The sequence below is a fragment of the Mesorhizobium sp. M0954 genome, from assembly GCF_040319155.1.
In the GTDB taxonomy this organism is placed as follows: domain Bacteria; phylum Pseudomonadota; class Alphaproteobacteria; order Rhizobiales; family Rhizobiaceae; genus Mesorhizobium.
Genome location: NZ_JAMYNR010000009.1, coordinates 43,218 through 60,655 on the forward strand (window position 1 = coordinate 43,218; position 17,438 = coordinate 60,655).

19 protein-coding genes are annotated in these 17,438 nt (G+C 61.9%); 8 read left to right on the forward strand and 11 right to left on the reverse strand.

Translation table 11 applies throughout. From position 1 onward, the window contains the following. Window positions 1–42 precede the first annotated feature (42 nt). The 7 genes from NKH93_RS14315 to NKH93_RS14345 all read right to left on the reverse strand — a co-directional run bounded on the left by NKH93_RS14315 (window position 43) and on the right by NKH93_RS14345 (window position 5,731). Entirely contained in the window at window positions 43–1,017 is a 975-nt protein-coding gene (locus NKH93_RS14315) for a methyltetrahydrofolate cobalamin methyltransferase (RefSeq protein WP_023676516.1), read from the reverse strand. Window positions 1,018–1,097: 80 nt separating this feature from the next. Further along, on the reverse strand, window positions 1,098–2,189 hold the full coding sequence (locus NKH93_RS14320; protein ID WP_023676515.1) for a methylenetetrahydrofolate reductase: 1,092 nt from the start codon (window positions 2,187–2,189) through the stop codon (window positions 1,098–1,100). Further along, the gene (locus NKH93_RS14325) at window positions 2,186–2,809 is read right to left on the reverse strand and encodes a methylenetetrahydrofolate reductase C-terminal domain-containing protein (RefSeq protein WP_352454616.1); all 624 of its coding nucleotides are present in this window, start codon (window positions 2,807–2,809) and stop codon (window positions 2,186–2,188) included. The genes NKH93_RS14320 and NKH93_RS14325 overlap by 4 nt, the downstream gene beginning before the upstream one ends. Beyond that, entirely contained in the window at window positions 2,802–3,104 is a 303-nt protein-coding gene (locus tag NKH93_RS14330) for a virulence factor (RefSeq protein ID WP_352470289.1), read from the reverse strand. Before NKH93_RS14330 ends, NKH93_RS14325 begins: the two co-directional genes overlap by 8 nt. A 235-nt stretch (window positions 3,105–3,339) precedes the next feature. Beyond that, window positions 3,340–4,251 (reverse strand): fatty acid desaturase, encoded by a 912-nt coding sequence (locus tag NKH93_RS14335; RefSeq protein WP_352679959.1) that lies wholly within the window; start codon window positions 4,249–4,251, stop codon window positions 3,340–3,342. Window positions 4,252–4,294: 43 nt separating this feature from the next. Next, window positions 4,295–5,077, reverse strand: coding sequence for a formyl transferase (locus NKH93_RS14340; RefSeq protein WP_352679962.1), 783 nt, complete (start codon window positions 5,075–5,077; stop codon window positions 4,295–4,297). A gap of 78 nt (window positions 5,078–5,155) precedes the next feature. Next, window positions 5,156–5,731, reverse strand: coding sequence for a DUF4893 domain-containing protein (locus tag NKH93_RS14345; RefSeq protein WP_352470292.1), 576 nt, complete (start codon window positions 5,729–5,731; stop codon window positions 5,156–5,158). A gap of 121 nt (window positions 5,732–5,852) precedes the next feature. On the opposite strand from NKH93_RS14345, the gene NKH93_RS14350 reads away from it, so the two are divergent. After that, entirely contained in the window at window positions 5,853–6,764 is a 912-nt protein-coding gene (locus tag NKH93_RS14350) for an NAD-dependent epimerase/dehydratase family protein (protein WP_352500951.1), read from the forward strand. 44 nt (window positions 6,765–6,808) lie between these two features. Continuing rightward, entirely contained in the window at window positions 6,809–7,324 is a 516-nt protein-coding gene (locus tag NKH93_RS14355) for a hypothetical protein (protein WP_352500950.1), read from the forward strand. A 58-nt stretch (window positions 7,325–7,382) separates the two neighbouring features. On the opposite strand, the gene NKH93_RS14360 is transcribed toward NKH93_RS14355, so the two are convergent. Next, on the reverse strand, window positions 7,383–8,012 hold the full coding sequence (locus NKH93_RS14360) for a DUF1638 domain-containing protein (RefSeq protein ID WP_352500949.1): 630 nt from the start codon (window positions 8,010–8,012) through the stop codon (window positions 7,383–7,385). A 64-nt stretch (window positions 8,013–8,076) separates the two neighbouring features. Here NKH93_RS14360 and NKH93_RS14365 point away from each other — a divergent pair, with 64 nt between their 5' ends. Next, window positions 8,077–8,217 carry an entericidin A/B family lipoprotein gene (locus NKH93_RS14365; RefSeq protein ID WP_023676507.1) on the forward strand — a complete coding sequence of 47 codons (141 nt, stop codon included), beginning with the start codon at window positions 8,077–8,079 and terminating at the stop codon, window positions 8,215–8,217. A gap of 81 nt (window positions 8,218–8,298) precedes the next feature. Here the strand turns inward: NKH93_RS14365 and NKH93_RS14370 are convergent, their stop codons facing one another. Further along, entirely contained in the window at window positions 8,299–8,997 is a 699-nt protein-coding gene (locus NKH93_RS14370) for a cobalamin B12-binding domain-containing protein (RefSeq protein WP_023676506.1), read from the reverse strand. A 308-nt stretch (window positions 8,998–9,305) separates the two neighbouring features. Between NKH93_RS14370 and NKH93_RS14375 the strand changes: the two genes are divergently transcribed. The 5 genes from NKH93_RS14375 to NKH93_RS14395 all read left to right on the forward strand — a co-directional run bounded on the left by NKH93_RS14375 (window position 9,306) and on the right by NKH93_RS14395 (window position 15,267). Beyond that, window positions 9,306–10,880 (forward strand): trimethylamine methyltransferase family protein, encoded by a 1,575-nt coding sequence (locus tag NKH93_RS14375; protein ID WP_292654762.1) that lies wholly within the window; start codon window positions 9,306–9,308, stop codon window positions 10,878–10,880. A 148-nt stretch (window positions 10,881–11,028) separates the two neighbouring features. Then, window positions 11,029–11,658: a hypothetical protein gene (locus tag NKH93_RS14380; RefSeq protein WP_352817022.1), complete on the forward strand. Its 630-nt coding sequence runs from the start codon at window positions 11,029–11,031 to the stop codon at window positions 11,656–11,658. A 104-nt stretch (window positions 11,659–11,762) separates the two neighbouring features. Beyond that, entirely contained in the window at window positions 11,763–12,518 is a 756-nt protein-coding gene (locus tag NKH93_RS14385) for a dienelactone hydrolase family protein (protein WP_352817020.1), read from the forward strand. Window positions 12,519–12,586: 68 nt separating this feature from the next. After that, window positions 12,587–13,147, forward strand: a complete 561-nt coding sequence (locus NKH93_RS14390; protein WP_352452095.1) for an RNA polymerase sigma factor — start codon at window positions 12,587–12,589, stop codon at window positions 13,145–13,147. 2 nt (window positions 13,148–13,149) lie between these two features. Continuing rightward, window positions 13,150–15,267, forward strand: a complete 2,118-nt coding sequence (locus NKH93_RS14395) for a vWA domain-containing protein (RefSeq protein ID WP_352817017.1) — start codon at window positions 13,150–13,152, stop codon at window positions 15,265–15,267. A gap of 149 nt (window positions 15,268–15,416) precedes the next feature. Here NKH93_RS14395 and bmt read toward each other — a convergent pair whose 3' ends face one another. Next, complete coding sequence (gene bmt, locus NKH93_RS14400; protein ID WP_352454606.1) at window positions 15,417–16,433, reverse strand: betaine--homocysteine S-methyltransferase; 1,017 nt, start codon at window positions 16,431–16,433, stop codon at window positions 15,417–15,419. Between the two features lie 88 nt (window positions 16,434–16,521). Continuing rightward, the gene (locus NKH93_RS14405; RefSeq protein ID WP_352539665.1) at window positions 16,522–17,364 is read right to left on the reverse strand and encodes a helix-turn-helix domain-containing protein; all 843 of its coding nucleotides are present in this window, start codon (window positions 17,362–17,364) and stop codon (window positions 16,522–16,524) included. Between the last annotated feature and the right edge of the window lie 74 nt (window positions 17,365–17,438).

Genomic DNA, 17,438 nt, shown 5'->3' on the forward strand with positions numbered 1-17,438 from the left:
TCCCCAGTCCTAGGCCCCATATCGTGTCGGCCAAGACCTGGCTCAACCCCGGGCCATACGCGCTTCGCGGCCGCCGCGCCTGCGTCCGCCATTGCCATTGCCATCGCCCGGCGCGTTGACCTGCGTCCGGGCGGCAACGGCCTGGCCGCCTTCAGCAGGCTTGTAGTCCTTGTAGGTCCTGATCCAGTTGGTGCAGTTCTCGTCGGTGCCGTTCAGCACGTTGGCGCCACGCACCGCTTCCATTTCCTGCGGCCGCACCGGGTTCATGATCGCCGAGGTCATGCCGGCGCCGATCACCATCGGGATGAAGGCGGCGTTGATGCCATGACGGTGCGGCAGGCCGAACGAGATGTTGGAGAGGCCGCAGGTGGTGTTGACCTTGAGCTCCTCGCGCAGCCGGCGTAGCAGGGCAAATACCTGGCGGCCGGCATCGCCCAGCGCGCCGATCGGCATGACCAGCGGGTCGACGACCACATCATGCGCCGGAATGCCGAAGTCGGCACAGCGCTGAACGATCTTCTTGGCGACGGCGAAGCGCACATCGGGGTCCATCGAAATACCGGTCTCGTCGTTGGAAATGGCCACGACAGGAACGTTGTATTTCTTGATCAACGGCAGGATGGCTTCGAGCTTTTCCTCCTCGCCGGTGACGGAATTGACCAGCGGCCGGCCCTTGGCGACCTTCAGCGCCGCTTCGATTGCCGCAGTCACGGAGGAGTCGATCGACAACGGCAGGTCGACCAGGCCTTGCACGATCTCCAGCGTCTGCACCAGCAGCGCCGGCTCGGTGGCGTTGGGATCGACTGCAGTGACGCCGGCATTGACGTCGAGCATGGTGGCCCCACAGGCGGCCTGCTCCAGCGCATCCTTGATGACGGTCTCAAAATTGCCGGCGATCATTTCGGCGGCCAGCTTTTTGCGGCCGGTCGGATTGATGCGCTCGCCGATCACGCAGAAGGGCTGATCGAAGCCGATGATGATTTCTCGTGTCGCCGAGGCGACGATGGTGCGGGTCATGAAATCTCTCCATCGTGATATAAAGAGTTCTTTATATCGTTATCTGTTTCTGATCAAGCGAATGCTGACGATTCGCGCTGTCAATGCGCGGTCTTGACCATGTCGACCTGGGTTTCGGTGAGGTCGTCATGCAGTATGTGGTCGAGCCGGTCGGCAACGAGCTGGTCGTCGCGGCGGATTTCGCGTTTCCACGGCCGGCGACCCTTCAGCACGCCAGATTCGTCGACGATCTCAGCGACGTATTCTTCCTGGCGATAGGCCATCACATGGACGCCGGACACACCGGGAATTTCCTTCACCTCATTGATGATGTCGATGCAGAGCTGCTTGCCTTCCTTCTTCTGATCCTGAGCGCCTTCCAGGCGCTTGACGATCTGATCGGGAATGTGAATGCCCGGTACGTTGGAGCGGATCCATTTGGCCGTCTTGGCCGAGGCCAGCGGCCCGACGCCGCACAGGATGAAACATTTCTCGGTATAGCCGAGATCGCGGACCTTCTGCATGTAGGTGCGGAACATCGGTACGTCGAAGCAGTACTGGCTCTGCACGAACTGTGCCCCGGCGGCGATCTTCTTGCCCAGCCGATAGGGCCGGAAATCGATCGGCGGCGCAAACGGGTTGATCGCCGCGCCAAGGAAAAGCTGCGGCGGGGTCGTGAGTTTGCGGCCGGACAGGAATTTGCCGTTATCGCGCATAACGCGGCAGGTTTCGAGCAGCGACATGCAGTCGAGATCGAACACCGGCTTGGCGCCGGGCTGGTCGCCGGCCTGCACGCCGTCGCCGGTCAGGCACAGCATGTTGGCGACGCCCATCGCAGCACCCCCAAGCACGTCGCCCTGGATGGCGATGCGGTTCCGGTCGCGGCAGGCGATCTGCATGATCGGGGCATAGCCCATGCGGGTCAGCAGCGCGCAGATGCCGACCGACGACATGTGGCAGTTGGCGCCGGAAGCGTCGACGGCATTGATGGCGTCGACCCAGCCGTCGAAAATCCTGGCGCGGTTGTAGACGTCTTCCGGATCGGCGCTGTCGGGCGGATTGAGCTCGGTCGTCACTGCGAACTCGCCGCGCCTGAGGACGCGTTCCAGCCGGCCACGCGAGGTGTGGCCGGGCAGGGGATCGAGCGGCAAATGGATGCCGGCCGGATTCTCGTCTGGCTGACGGCCGATCATGCCGATGCTCCGGTCTTCGTAGTATTCCGGGCCGCATTGCGGGCGGCCGCGGCCTGCGCGGTGACCCGCAGCCAGGCGGAAGTTTCGCGCAAGGACTGATCCACCGGCTTCTGCACTTCCAAAATCTTGTCGCCATGCACCATGTTCCGCGAGCCTTCCCAGGCTTTGACCCAGACGCAAGGCATGTCAGGCTCGACCTCGCAATTGCCGTTGGCGCGGACACCGCCGCAAGGGCCGTTGCGCAATTGCTTGGGGCAGTTCATTGGGCACGACATGCCGGTCGAGGAAAGGATGCACTGGCCGCACATGCGGCAGTCGAACATGAATCCCTTGACGCGCTTTTCGACGAATTTCACAGGCCCTTCGACACGGCTGTAGCCGATGCCCTTCCACAGCGGATGGAGGAGCAGGAACATGTCGGCGAATTTGCCGTAGAACCATTCGAGCAGCCGCGAATGCCGCACAGACCAAAGGCGCACCGCGAAAGAGCGCTGCACACGCCGCTGCGGCGACACGTCGGCCGGCTTGTAGTCGGATTTCGGCGCCGCCTTCTTGACGATGGTCGCCTGGGTCACGCCGGCTTGAGCCGTCGTCGCCGGCATTGATTGGGGATCAGACATTCTCTTTGCCCCCCGCCTTGACCAGAGCGACCAGCCGCTCACGGTCGTATTTCGCATCAAGTTCCTGAAGAGCCTTCTCGGCCTCGGCTTCAAGATCGTCACTGACCGGGAGGGGTTCTGCCTTGTGCCATTCGGCAAGATAGTCGTCGGTGCCGCCAGCGCCGGTGCGCATGGCGCACATGTCGATCGCCTCGGTGAAGCGCAGCGGCAGTTCGCGCTTGGCGTTCTGCCGGCCCTTCTTGACGATGACCTGGGCGGGGATGTCGCGCCAGTAGACGACGATCAGATCGGCCATAATTTCCTGCTCCTGCAGAGCGCCGTGCGTCCAATCGGACGCACAAACGATGCTCTACCATTTAACTCCGCTGCATCGTGCTCTCCGAAGATCGATTCCGATCTTTTGGCCAATGCAGTGGTTTCGAGCATTGCCGGAAGCGCTGTTGGGCTGCTTGTTATGGGACGACGCGGGGGCCTTCAAAAGCGACGCAATCGACGGCCGCGGTTGAAAGCGGAGTTTCTTCCAGCACTGGTCAGCCGGCGCGGCCATCGTAGCTGCCGACCAGCTTCCTGTGGAAGCGCACGTAACCTCGTTCGGTCGTGCGTAAATGCTCCGCGACGATGTCATGGAAGCGCGGCAGGCGGTGGAAGGGAACGGCCGGATAGGAATGGTGCTCGGAATGGTACGGCATATTCCAAGCCACGAAGCGCACCAGCCTTGTGGTGAAGGTGGTGCGGGTGTTCTCGAGCATGTTGGCGACATGTGGGCACAACGCGTGCTCGGCCAGCAGGTAGGCACGCAAAAACGGCTGTCCGACCAGCACCGGCACGATCCAGACCCACAACAGCAGCGCCGACTGCGCGGCGAGCGATGCGGCCAGCAATGCCGCATAGCCGATCAGGAACTGCCGTGCTTCGGCAACCACCTTGCCGCGGCGCTTTTCCGGCACAAAGCCGTCGCGGTTGCGGCCCGCCGCATTGGTTGCGATCACACGGCCCATGGCGATCCAATAGGGGCCGCCTGACAGATAGCGCAGATATTGGCTGATGGTCTCCGGCTTCGGGGCCATCAGTTCGGGGTCGTTGTCCGGGTCGTGCGTATGGCGGTGATGGGCGAAATGGAAATAGCGGAACCATGCCGGCGGCAGCAGGATAAGGAAGCCGGCCACGGCGGCGATGGTGCGATTGAGCCGCGCCGTTCTGAACGCAGTTTCATGGATGGTCTCGTGCAACGGCGTGAAGAAGAAGACGATCAGGATTCCCTGCGGCAAGACGAGCGCGGGCCAGAACGGGATGCGAGCGGCGATCAGCGCGCCTAGCAGGATAACCAGCCCGGCATGGACCGCCAGCCGGACAATGCCTGGCCGGTCAACCCTGGCGGTGAGGTCGCGACGGTCCTCGACCGAAAGGCCGGCAATGATGGTGCGGTGGTCGATGTCGCTCATGATGCAATGTTAGTGGCGGGTGGCTGTCCGGTAAATCGGCGCGTCACCAGACGCCGTTCCTTATCCCCGTCCAGAGATAAAACCATATCGTCGGATGATACCATTGTGTCGAAGGTAGGCCGGGATCCACCGTGCCGAGCTTGCCGGCCAGCGCATCCCTGACCGCTTCGACGCAGATGTCGCGCGAGAAGGCCGCCTGCCGCAACGCGTAGCTCGAAACTGTGTCGCCGGGCTGCGGTTTGCCACGCGTCTGCCGCAGCACGCCGCCAGTGTCGACGCCGGCGTCGACCAGATGCACGGTGGTGCCGAAGTTCTCCGCATCGCCTGAAGCCAGCGCCCAGTAACCGCCGTTCATGCCACGATATTTCGGGGCGATGCCGGCATGGTAGTTGAGGACCGGGCAAGGGATTTTCGCCAGCGTCTGCCGCGACAGCAAGCGGCAGCCGGCGAGCAGCACCACACCCGGCTGGATTTCCGCAATCGCCTGCAGGCACTCCGGCGCGTTGGCCGACGAGACATAAATGATCTTTTGCCCAGGCTTCGGTTCGGTTTGCAGCTTCTGCCCGGCGGCAAGCCGTGCTGCGTGGCCGGCGAAGAAGCGCTTGCCGAGGCGCGTCAGCACCATCGTGCCGAGTTGACCGATGGCCGAGGTCCAGCCTTGCCGCCGCGCCCGCGCGAGGAGCAATTGCTTTTTGGATTCAGGAGCTTCGAGGATGACGCTGACCGGGCCGAGTTGATCGGCGAGGGCGTTGACGATCGCCCAGATATGCGGGCCGCCTTCGGTGACGACGACGATCGGCCGTTGGTTTGTTTTCGACAGTGCCATGCTCTGCGACTCCCCGCAAAGAACCTGTTCTTTGCGCGCGAATGCTAGGCTGACCGGGTTAACCCCTGGTGATCGGGCTCAGCGCTTGAATTCGAGGATATCGAGCTTCGATTCGTAATAGGGCGCCGGGAACTCGATGCGCCATTCACTGGCGCTGTTGCGGAAGGCATAGCCGACCTGATCGCTTTCCGGGCCGCTGCCGTAGGGCTTTGCCGGATCGTCGTTGACGTGGAAGGAACCGAGATAGATCGCGCGTTTCTCGCCATCGTCGAAGAAGCGGCCCTTCGTGCGTTGCGAGCCGGTGATCTTTTCCAGTCTCCAGCCAGAACCGTCGTCGCTCACCTCGCATTTGAACCAGCCATAGATGACGAGCGGGCTCAATCCGCCGGCCTTGATGGTGCGGCATTGCCATTTGCCGGTCAGGTCCCTGTCAGAGAAGGGAACCAGCGGCTTTGCCAGCAAAGCGTCGAGCTGCTTGACCTCGGCGGGATCGCCGGCCTTCGCCTCGTCAAGCGCTGCCTTGCGCGTCTCGCCATATTTGTTGAGCCGCGCCTTGTCGGCAGCCGTTATCAGCGTCTGCACCTCGCCATCGGCGAACGCGGGCATGGTCAAGCAGAGGACAGTTGCTGCGGCAAACATGAGGCGAGCGATCATCGGTGGCGTTTCCTTTTTGATGGCTGGAGCAGGCTGTTTTCTTGTCTGGCGCATACCTTAATGTTTCGCCGCGTTCTGTCATCCGTGCCTGAGCATCGACAGCAGAAACGAGGTGGAAAGAATGCGGATCTTGCTGACGGGATCGTCCGGTTGGCTGGGCAGCGCCTTGGCGCCGCGCCTGCGGGCTCTTGGCCATGACGTCACCGGCCTCGATCCCGTTCCGTCTTCGGAAACGCCGATCGTCGGCTCAGTGGCCGATCGCGACCTGGTCATGAGGGCGGTCGAGGGGAACCGCGTCGAGGCCATCATCCATAGCGGCGCGCTGCACAAGCCTGACATCGAACGTTATCGCAACGAGGATTTCGTCGAGACGAATGTGCGCGGCACGCTCAACCTGCTCGACGCGGCGGCAGCATTCGGCGTTCAGCGTTTCGTGTTCACGTCGACGACGTCGCTGATGATTTCCCAAACCATTCGCGCCGGCTTCACCGGCGGGACGCGCAAGGCGGCATGGCTGACGGAAGACATGTCGCCTGAACCGCGCAACATCTACGGCGTCACCAAGCTTTCAGCCGAACAGCTCTGCCGGCTCTATCATTTGCAGTTCGGCCTGCCGGTGATCGTGTTGCGCACCGCCCGGTTTTTTCCCGAGGCGGACGACATGGCGCACGTGATCGAACAGTCGGATGCCAACACCAAGGCCAATGAGCTGTTGTTCCGCCGGCTGACGGTGGAGGACGCAGCCGACGCCCACATCGCTGCCCTGGAGAAAGCGCCGCAATTGGGCTTCGACACTTTCATCATCTCGGCACCGACGCCTTTCCAGCCCGAAGATTGCGCGGCCTTGATCGCCGACGCGCCGTCGGTCGTGGCGCGCTATTTTCCGGATTATCCGGCGCTCTACGCGAAGAAAGGCTGGACGATGTTTTCGTCGATCGACCGGGTCTATGATGCGTCGCGGGCGAGGAAGCGGCTGGGCTTCATCTGCAAGACGAGCTTTGCCGATGTGCTCGCCCGGCTTGTGGCGGAATAAGAGCGCGGGTATTCGTCAGGAATGCGCGTCACTGGGAGAGGTAGTTGGGAGTAACAATCTACTTTGAAGGACAGTTACGGGGTCACGAGCAATATGCTGCTTTGCTGCACGAAGCCAAGGCGTTCGCCATTGCGCGAGACTGGCCGGTGCGCGAGATCGATGAGCGCGAGAAGACGCTCAATCGAGTCATTGATGAACGAAACGTGGACTATATTGGCCCTGTGTTTGGAATAGAGCTTCAACCGCATCCCAATTCGGAACCGCTGCGGCTTGAGTTCGACAATCACCTCTTCGTTCAACAACATTGTAAAACTCAGTTTTCAGGTGCAGGCGCTCATATCGAGATCATCAGGTTTCTTCGCGAAATTACTCGCTTGTTCTCCAGTCTCAATGTCGTCGATGAAGGGGAGTATTGGGAGCTAAGTGATCCGTCAATTCTGCAAAGTAATTTCGACAATGTCGATGCAATGCTTGCCGAAATATTGCTTAAAGATCCAACCGCGCGGGGGCCGATCCGCCTTGAAACCGGGCGCATTATCGATGTCATATCGGATCGGTGAATCGGTGGGCGAAAATGAACGGCAGCCTCCGGCAAACGCTTAGAGGACGCTATTTCTTTTACGAATGTGCTGAGGCGCTGGCCAGTTCCTTCGTCAGGTCACCATAGCCGGTCGAGCGGCGCTCATAGGCGAGGCCGAGCATTTTCGCCGCCTTTTCGGCGACCTTGTCGAGTTCCGGGTCGTTGGTCTGAGCGATATAGATCAGCTTCTCGTAGTTGCCGAAATAGTCCTTGATCAGCTCCGGGTGCTTGTCGAGGCCGAGCGGCTTCATGAAGAAGGCATCGAATTGCCGGCAGAGGAAGTCAGTCATGTAGAACGACATCATGTCGTCATCGGCGACCTTCGCATAGGCATCCATGCCCTGGTAGAAAGCAAAGCAATGCGGCCCGGCCATGCGCTCGACGCCATGCTTCTCGCAGATCCGATCGAGCAGGCCACCCGTGCCGCAATCGGCATAGCCGACGAAGATGTGTCTGTAGCCGTCGGTCTTGGCCTTCTCGATAGCCCTGTCCATGGCCGGCGCGATGCGGTCCGGATAGAAATGGAACTCCGCCGGCAGGCAGGTCAGGTCGAGATGGTCGAGCCCGAGCTGCTCCTTGACCGCCAAAACTTCGCGCGCGATCATCCCGCAGGCGATGACGAGCAGCCTGTCGCCTTGATCGGATTGTTGTTTTCGCGCGGTAGTCATGGAACCAGTCTAATCGATCTTCGTTGCTGTCCAGCGAATTTATATGCTGAGGGAGACACCAATCATGAAATTGTTCCGCGTCGCGCCAATCGCTATTCTCGCCTGCGCCTTGGCTGTTTCGGCCTGCGCCAACACGGTGCGCGGCGTCGGTAAGGATATCAAATCCACTGCGAAGGCAGTTGACGATACCGTCAAGAAACCCTGATCCGCACGGCTCTCAACATTTGGGAATAAAAAAGCCGCACTGCAAGGCGCGGCTTTTCTTGTTCGTGCCGGACTTATTGGCTCAGGCCGAAGCGCGGACGTTGTGCTTGCGCTTCATGAAGTCCTTGGCGGTCTCGACTGCCACCGCGGCGTCGCGGCAATAGGCGTCGGCGCCGACGGCTTTGCCGAATTCCTCGTTGAGCGGTGCGCCGCCGACCAGTACGACATAGTCGTCGCGAATGCCTTTTTCCTTCATCGTATCGATGACGACCTTCATGTAAGGCATGGTCGTCGTCAGCAGGGCCGACATGCCGATGATGTCGGGCTGGTGCTTTTCGATGGCATCGAGATATTTTTCGACCGCATTGTTGATGCCGAGGTCGATGACATCGAAGCCGGCGCCTTCCATCATCATGCCGACCAGGTTCTTGCCGATGTCGTGGATGTCGCCCTTGACGGTGCCGATCACCATCTTGCCCTGCTTCGGCGCGCCTGTGGCGACAAGCAGCGGACGCAGGATGAACATGCCGGCCTTCATCGCGTTGGCCGACAGCAGCACTTCGGGAACGAACAGGATGCCGTCGCGGAAATCCTCGCCGACGATACGCATGCCCTCGACCAGAGCCTCGGTCAACACCTTGTAAGGCGCCCAGCCGCGCTCGAGAAGGATATTGGTGCCTTCCTCGATTTCTTCCTTCAACCCGTCATAAAGATCGTCGTGCATCTGCTGCACCAACTCGTCGTCGGAGAGTTCCGAAAGGATGATCTCGTCGTCGGCCATTTTTTCTCAGGCTCCTTGCCGGCTACAACTATCGCGGCAGCTTAAAAATATCGCGTCAATACCTAACCCGCACGGGCCGGTTGTCCATAGCTGATTTGCGACTTCCCGCAAAACGAAAGCGACCGTAAATCTCTTGGAATTCTTGTCGATTTTGCGACAGGCGTTGGCGCTGGCGGGCCGTTTCGAATAGGGTGCATGGCTACGATCCGGCCAGAGACCGCAATATGCGGCCGCAAACGGATTTCAGGCCGGTACAACAGCCCGGCCGGAGTAAATCAGGCCAGAACGAAAGCCAGGGAAGAACGATTATGAGTGAGAACGCGCCGGTCGATCAGGAAGCGTCAAACGCACGGCGCGGGCGCGCTGCCAGCGGTGGCGCCGCAGCCCGACGGGCCGCGCGTTCGGGCGGCGGCCCCGGCACACAGCTCACCTATATCAAGCGCAAGATCAACGTCTATGAAGTGCTGGACGAGGAAGGGCTGGCGCTGATCGAAAAGAACACCGACACGGTGCTGGAGGAGATCGGCATCATCTTCCGCGACGACGCCGAGGCGCTGCAGCTTTGGAAAGAGGCGGGCGCCGACGTCAAGGGCGAGCGGGTGCATTTCCCCAAGGGCCTCTGCCGCTCGCTGTTGAAGACCGCTCCGTCCGTCTATACCCAGCACGCCCGCAACGGCGAGCGCTCGGTGCAGATCGGCGGCAACGCGACAGTGTTCGCGCCGGTCTATGGACCGCCCTTCGTGCGCGATCTCGACGGCGTCAGGCGCTATGCGACGATCGAGGATTTCCGGAATTTCGTGAAACTCGCCTATATGGCGCCGTCGATCCACCATTCGGGCGGCACGGTTTGCGAGCCGGTCGACGTGCCGGTCAACAAACGGCATCTCGACATGGTCTACAGCCATATCAAATATTCGGACAAGCCGTTCATGGGCTCGGTGACCGCGCCCGAGCGCGCGGAAGATACGGTGGCGATGGCCAAGATCGTGTTCGGTGACGATTTCGTCGAGAACAACACGGTGCTGACCAGCCTGATCAACGCCAACTCGCCGATGGTCTTCGACGAGACCATGCTGGGAGCGCTGAAGGTCTATTCGCGCCACAATCAGGCCTGTATCGTCACGCCGTTCATCCTTGCCGGTGCGATGAGCCCGGTGACGGTCGCCGGCACGCTGACCCAGGTTTTAGCCGAGGTTCTGGCGGGAGCGTCGTTCACCCAGCTGATCCGGCCGGGTGCGCCGGTGCTGTTCGGCACCTTCGCCTCGTCGATCTCGATGCAGTCGGGCGCGCCGACCTTCGGCACGCCGGAGCCGTCGCTGGTCTCGTATGGCGCCGCACAGCTTGCCCGTCGGCTCGGCCTGCCGTTTCGCACCGGCGGTTCGCTCTGTGCTTCAAAAATCCCCGATGCGCAGGCCGCCTACGAGAGCGCCAACACGCTGAACTCGACGATCCTCGCCGGCACCAACTTCGTGCTGCATTCGGCCGGCTGGCTCGAGGGCGGTCTCGCCTCCTGCTACGAAAAGTTCATGATGGATATCGACCAGCTCGGCATGACGCAGAAGTTCTCCGAGGGTGTCGACCTGTCGGAAAACGGCCAGGCGATGGACGCCATCCGCCAGGTCGGCCCGGGCAGCCACTATCTCGGCTGCGATCACACCCAGGCCAATTTCCAGACCGCGTTCTACCGTTCCAACATCGCCGATAACAATTCCTACGAGCAATGGCTGGCCGAAGGCGAAAAGACCGCGCCGCAGCGCGCCAACGAGCTCGCCCGCCGCTGGCTGGAGAGCTACGAGGCGCCGTATCTCGACCCGGGCATCGACGACGGGCTGAAGGACTTCATCGCCAGGAAGAAGGCGTCGATGGCCGACGCCTTCACCTGAAAGGAGCCCGAATCAGGCGGGGCTAAAGTCGCCAATATCATCCACAAGGAAGTCTGGCGGAGCGCCTTCTCCGACCCGGACAAGAAGGGGTGATCCCGAGCGCGGCATGACTCAAACAATCGCGGCGGCACTTTCCGTCCATGGCCTTATGCTTCGCGGCGGCTTCAATTTTGCAGGTGCTGAGGAGACACCTTCCGGTCTCTCCGGCGCTGCCGCCAGATCCGTTCTGCTGGTGGGGCAGGCGGGTGCCGCACCTTGGCCGCACTTCCTGCGCTGGTTGGAGAAACAGTCACAGCCGATCGACGATCCGCTCGACAGATGGTCTCGCGAAGTGATCGGCGCGGTGGCCGGAAAATTCGGGGCGCGCGCGGTTTCGCCCTCCGATAGGCCATATCTGCCTTTCCAGCAATGGGCGGTGCGGGCGGAGGGCTTGCGGCCGTCGCCGCTCGGCATCCTCATGCATCCGCAATACGGGCTCTGGCACGCCTATCGCGGCGCGCTGCTGTTCGAAAATGAGATTGCGCTCCAACAACCCCACGAGGTGGTTCACCTTTGCGATACATGTTTGGAAAAACCTTGCCTGAAATCCTGTCCGGTCGAGGCTTATTCTGCGAATGGTTTTGCACATGAAACCTGTCTGGCCCATGTGCGCGGGCAAAACGGCGCGTCCTGCCGGACCGGCGGCTGCCTTGATCGCAACGCCTGTCCTTACGGCACCGATTATCGCTATCCGGCCGAGGTTCAGGCCTTTCACATGGCAGCATTCGCGCGTCTGTAGCGTCGCCGAATGCCGCACGAAATCTTGAAGCAGATCGCCTCATTACAGCTTGCGGCGACGGTCAGCGCGGATATCTATCGCACGACACGTCAACGGAGCGGGCGATGGCCAAGCAAGCGATCCAGATTAAGACGAGTGACGGCATGGCCAAAGCCGGGCTGTTCCGCTCGGCAGCCCCAGCCAAGGCAGCGATCATCCTCTACATGGACGCTTTTGGCCCGCGACCGGCGCTAGACCAGATGGCGGAAAGGCTTACCGACGAAGGCTATGCGGTGCTGGTGCCGGACCTTTTTTACCGCAACGCGCCCTACGGCCCTTTCGAAGCCAAGACTGCGTTCAGTGACGAGAGGAGCAAGGCCGCAATCACAGGTCTCGTCGGCGGCACGACCCAGGAGATGACGATCCGCGACAGCGGCGCGTTCCTCGATGCGCTCGCTGCGCAAGGCCTGACCGGGCCGGTCGGCATTGTCGGCTACTGCATGGGCGGAGCGCGGGCGCTGAACGCCGCGGCCACCTATTCCGACCGCATCGCCGCTGCTGCCAGTTTCCACGGTGGCAATCTGGCCGGTGACGCCGCCGACAGTCCGCACCGGAAGGCCGCCTCACTCCAGGCAAGGGTCTATATCGGCACTGCCGGTGTCGACCGCAGCTTTCCGCCGGAGCAATCGGCGCGGCTCGCCGAAACACTGCGCGCCGCCGAGGTTGATCATGTCATAGAGAACTATGCCGGCATGGCGCATGGCTGGTGCATGCCGGACCATAGTGCCTTCGATGCAGCCGGCGCCGAACGCCACTGGAAGCGGCTGACGACGCTGTTTGCGGAGACGCTCGGCCAAGTCACGCCAACCATTACGACGTGACCGCCCACCAAAAAATTCTTTCCATCGCCCCAAGGAACCGCCATTAGCCTTCGTCCAACAGGCAAATGATGGCGATGATGCTGGACGAAAGCGAAGCCTCCGACGCCGAACTGATCGGACGGGCGAAGGGCGGAGACCGGGGTGCTTTCGGCAAGTTGCTCGAAAGGCACTATGGTTTCGTCTATCGCGCCGCCTATCGTTGGTGCGGGAAAAAGGCCGACGCCGAGGACATCGCCCAGGAAGTCTGCGTCCGGCTCGGCCGGGCGATCCGCGACTATCACGGCAGCGGTGCCTTCACGACGTGGCTCTACACCATGACGCTGAATGCGGCGCGCGACATGATGCGCAAGACCGCCCGCGAGACGGTCAAGACCGAGGCCTATGGCGCCTATGCGCTGATTTCGGGGGAAATCTCGGCTGAGCCGGAAGACCCGGCCGAGGCGCTCTGGGCAGCGGTGCGCAAGCTGCCGGACAAGCAGCGCGATGCGGTGCTGCTGGTTTATGGCGAAGGGCTGAGCCACGCCGCCGCCGCCGAGGCGATGGCGATCTCGGAGACGACGGTTTCCTGGCACATCCATGAAGCGAAGAAACGGCTGAAGACGCTGATGCGTTCAGCCGGGGAAGTGTGACCATGGTCGACGACAACGAACTCAACAGACTACGCGACATCGCAGCACCGGCGCCGGACTCGGACGCAAAGGCGCGTGCCCTCCAGGCTGCGCTGCGCGCCTATGACATGGAAGAAAAAACTTTGCCGGCCGCCCAAGGATCGGTGAGCGGGCTTCGTCTCACAGAGCGAGCACAAAGGCTCTGGAGCGAAATCATGCAAAAGAAACTCTTCGCCACGCCGGCCATTGCCGGGCTCGTTGCCCTGCCGATCGCCGGATACGCTACCATCTACATGCTTGGGGAATCCAAATTCGGCGGGCCCGAATTCGGCGGGGATAAGATCACCGAAACGCTGGCTGACAAGCCGGCGACCGTCAAACCGCCGGTCGTTGCCGAAGCGGACAAGCAGAAGAAGGCGGACGCCGACAGTGAAAGCCGTAACGCCGGCGAGGCGCTTGTGGCGCCGACATCGCCGCCGAAGGCGGAATCGACCGCAGTCGGCGGGCTGACGCAGCAGGATGTGCTCAGCCGCAATGCACCCGAACCGCAGCCGAGCAGCGAGCTTGCGTTGAACGGCGACGCAAGCTCCGCGGCCCCTTCAGCCGATGGCGGCGCGCGGGTCGGCCGCATGCCTGGCACGGTTGCCGAGCCCAAGCTGATGGCACAGCAGCCCGCCGCTGCGCCGGCCGACCAGATGCTGCCGCAAGAGGAAAACCGCGACCGCGTCGAGAATTTCAAGACCAACCCGGTGCATGCCGCACTTGAAGACCCGGTCTCGACCTTCTCGATCGATGTCGACACCGCTTCCTATTCCTTCGTCCGGCGCTCGCTGAAGGAAGGCTTTATCCCGCAGGCCGACACGGTTCGCGTCGAGGAGATGGTTAACTACTTCCCCTATGACTGGAAAGGCCCGGACTCCGCCTCGACGCCGTTCAACTCGACCGTCAGCGTCATGCCGTCGCCGTGGAACGAGCACACCAGGCTGATGCATGTCGCCATCAAGGGTTTCGACGTGAAGCCGGCCGAGCAGCCCAGGGCCAATCTGGTCTTCCTGATCGATGTGTCGGGGTCGATGAACGAGCAGGACAAGCTTCCGCTCCTGCAGTCGGCCTTCCGACTGCTGGTCAACAAGCTGAGACCTGACGACACCGTCTCGATCGTCACCTATGCGGGCGATGCCGGTACCGTGCTGGAGCCCACCAAGGCTTCGGAAAAGGACAAGATCCTCGCTGCCATCGACAATCTGACATCCGGCGGCTCGACGGCAGGCGAGGCCGGCATCAAGGAAGCCTACAGGCTGGCGCAGAAATCCTTCGTCAAGGACGGCATCAATCGGGTGATGCTCGCCACCGATGGCGACTTCAATGTCGGCCAGACCGACGACGACGACCTGAAGCGGCTGATCGAAAAGGAGCGCAAGACAGGCGTATTCCTGTCGGTGTTCGGCTTCGGCCGCGACAATCTGAACGACCAGATGATGCAGACCATCGCCCAGAACGGCAATGGCACTGCTGCCTACATCGATACGTTGGCGGAGGCCGAGAAGGTGCTGGTCGAGGATGCCTCCTCGACGCTGTTCACCATCGCCAAGGACGTGAAGATCCAGGTCGAGTTCAACCCGAACAAGGTCTCGGAGTACCGGCTGATTGGCTACGAAACCCGCGCCTTGAATCGAGAGGATTTCAACAATGACCGGGTCGATGCCGGCGAGATCGGCTCAGGTCATTCAGTCACCGCAATCTACGAGATCACGCCTAAGGGCAGCGGCGGCGAACAGATCGACCAGCTGCGCTACGGCCAGGCCTCGGTGAACAATGGCGGTGTCGCCAATGCCGACGAATATGCTTTCGTCAAGATCCGCTACAAACTGCCGAACGAGGACACCTCGAAGCTGATCACCACGCCGGTAACGTCAGCCAACGAGGTGGCGTCGTTCGACCAGGCCAGCACCGACCAGCGTTTCTCCGTTGCCGTTGCTGCGTTCGGCCAGAAGCTGCGCGACGAGGATGCGACCGCGAAGTTCGGCTACGACAAGATCATGGAGATTGCCACCGCTGCCAGGGGAGCCGACCTATTTGGGTACAGGTCCGAGTTCCTCTCGCTCGTGCGCCTTGCCTCGGCGCTCGGCGGTAACCGGTAGTGGCAATGACGGCCGGTTTCTTTCAGATGGGATCGTTCTGATAGGGGGAGCCGGCCTACGGGCGGGTGAGGCAGGCCGGCGAGGGAAACCTTGCCGGCCTTTTTTCGCGGCCGCACTGCTTCGCGCGGACCATGTCGCAGACGAAAGCGTCAGGCGCGTCCGCGGCGCCGCTCGCGGCGGGCTTCGCTGGTCTCGGCGACATTGACCGTAGCCTGCTTGTTGCGCATCGGGCCGATGCGTTCGACGATCTGCTCGACGGTCGGGCGATCCGACTTGGTGTGCGCATCGAGCGCCTTGCGCATTGCGGCGAGGTGCTGGAACGAGGTGCCGCAGCAGCCGCCGACGATTTTGGCGCCGGCATCGACGGCGAGGCGCACATAGTCGGCCATCAGCTCGGGTGTGCCGGAATAGTAGATCTCGGCACCGCGAAATTCGGGAATGCCGCAATTGCCCTTGACGATCACCGTTGCTTCCGGCTTCGCCTCGGTCATGTCGAGCAGCGACGCGAGAATGTCGGAGGCGCCGACACCGCAATTGGCGCCGACACCGAGCGGTGTCTGCGACAGGCCATCGACGACGCCGTGGATGTCCTTCGGCAGCAGTCCCATCATGGTGCGGCCGGCGGTGTCGAAGGAGCCGGTATAGGTATAGGGCAGGCCGACGCGGATGGCGGCTTCGGCGGCGGCGCGGATTTCGTCAGGCGCCGACATGGTTTCGATCCAGGCGACTTCGGCGCCGCCGGCCTTCAGCCCCTCAATCTGCTCGGCAAAGGCTTCGACCGCCTCGTCATAGGTCATGGCGCCGAGCGGCACCAGCAGCTCGCCGGTCGGGCCGACGGAGCCGGCCACGATCACCTTGCGGCCGGCGTTGCCGGCGACGGCGCTTGCGATCTCGGCCGCGCGCTTGTTCAGCGCATAGACCCGGTCCTGCGCGTGGTGCAGCTTGAGCCGATGGCGGGTGCCGCCAAAAGAGTTGGTCAGGATGATGTCGGCGCCGGCATCGACAAAGTTCTGGTGCAGGCTGGTGATGGTGTCGGGCGCGGTCTCGTTCAAGAGCTCGGGAGCCTCTCCGGCCTCAAGGCCCATGGCGAACAGATTCGTGCCGGTGGCGCCATCGGCGAGCAGGACGCCCTTTTCGGCAAGCAGAGCGTCGATCGGATTGGTCATGTGAAATACGCCTTCCCGGAAGAATAACTGAGATAAGGATATAAAGAATTCTTTATGTGCCGTCAATGTCGGCACGTAGAGCAACCGGTCAAAATCGCATCTCCGCCAGCTTTCGTGTGAAGCTGGCCGCTTCATGCGCGTTGACGTCCGCGGCACGGATCAGATTGTCGAAATGGCTGGTCAGGATGCGGATCGGCTGCGTGGCGTTCAGCACCAGATACATGTCGCCGACGTAAATGGCGGCGCGATAGGGCCCGAAGATGGTGTAGGGGATCGAATAGCGCATCCGCCCGTCATAGAGAAACAGGCGGAAGGTGGGATAGAGGTCGTCGAGCAGCGTCGCCATGTGCAGGAGCTGCTGGTGGCGGTCGGCCTCCGGAAAGCGGTCCCACACGCCCAGCCCGCGCGCGAAGATCTCCAGCGTGTGGCGCGGCATACAGACTTCCATGTCGGTTTCGGGCCGTCGGTTGTAGTCGATGCGGTACTGCGTCTCGCCGGCCTGTGCCTCGCGGCTCTTGTTGGCGATGACAGCTTCGTAGTCGACAAGCGCCTCGGTGCGCAGAAGATCGGGAATGCCGGCCGGCACATAGCGGATTTTCGTTCCCGCCGCCTCGGCATGCCAGCGAGCCAGCAGCGTGCGGTCGAAGCCGTCCGGCGCCTCCTCGATCTCAAGGCTCTCGCGGATTTCACCGGTGACGCCCTCATCGTGACTGAGGCCGAGCAGCCAGTCGAGCGAGACTTTGAATTCGGCGGCGATGTTGAGCAGCGTTTCAGCACGGGGAAGGCGGGTCGAGGCGCCGGAGAGCAGCTGCGACAGTGCCGAACGGTCAATGCCAACCGCGGCGGCGAAGGCTGATTGGTTCAAATCGGACCTTGTCAAGAGCATTTTCAGGCGCTCGCGAAAGATCGTCGACAGGTCGCGCTTGTCCAAATCGCTACCCCATTCAATAGGAGGAAAAATTTGCGCTTAAAGCCGCGAACGCGGGCTTCAGGCGCAAATGAATC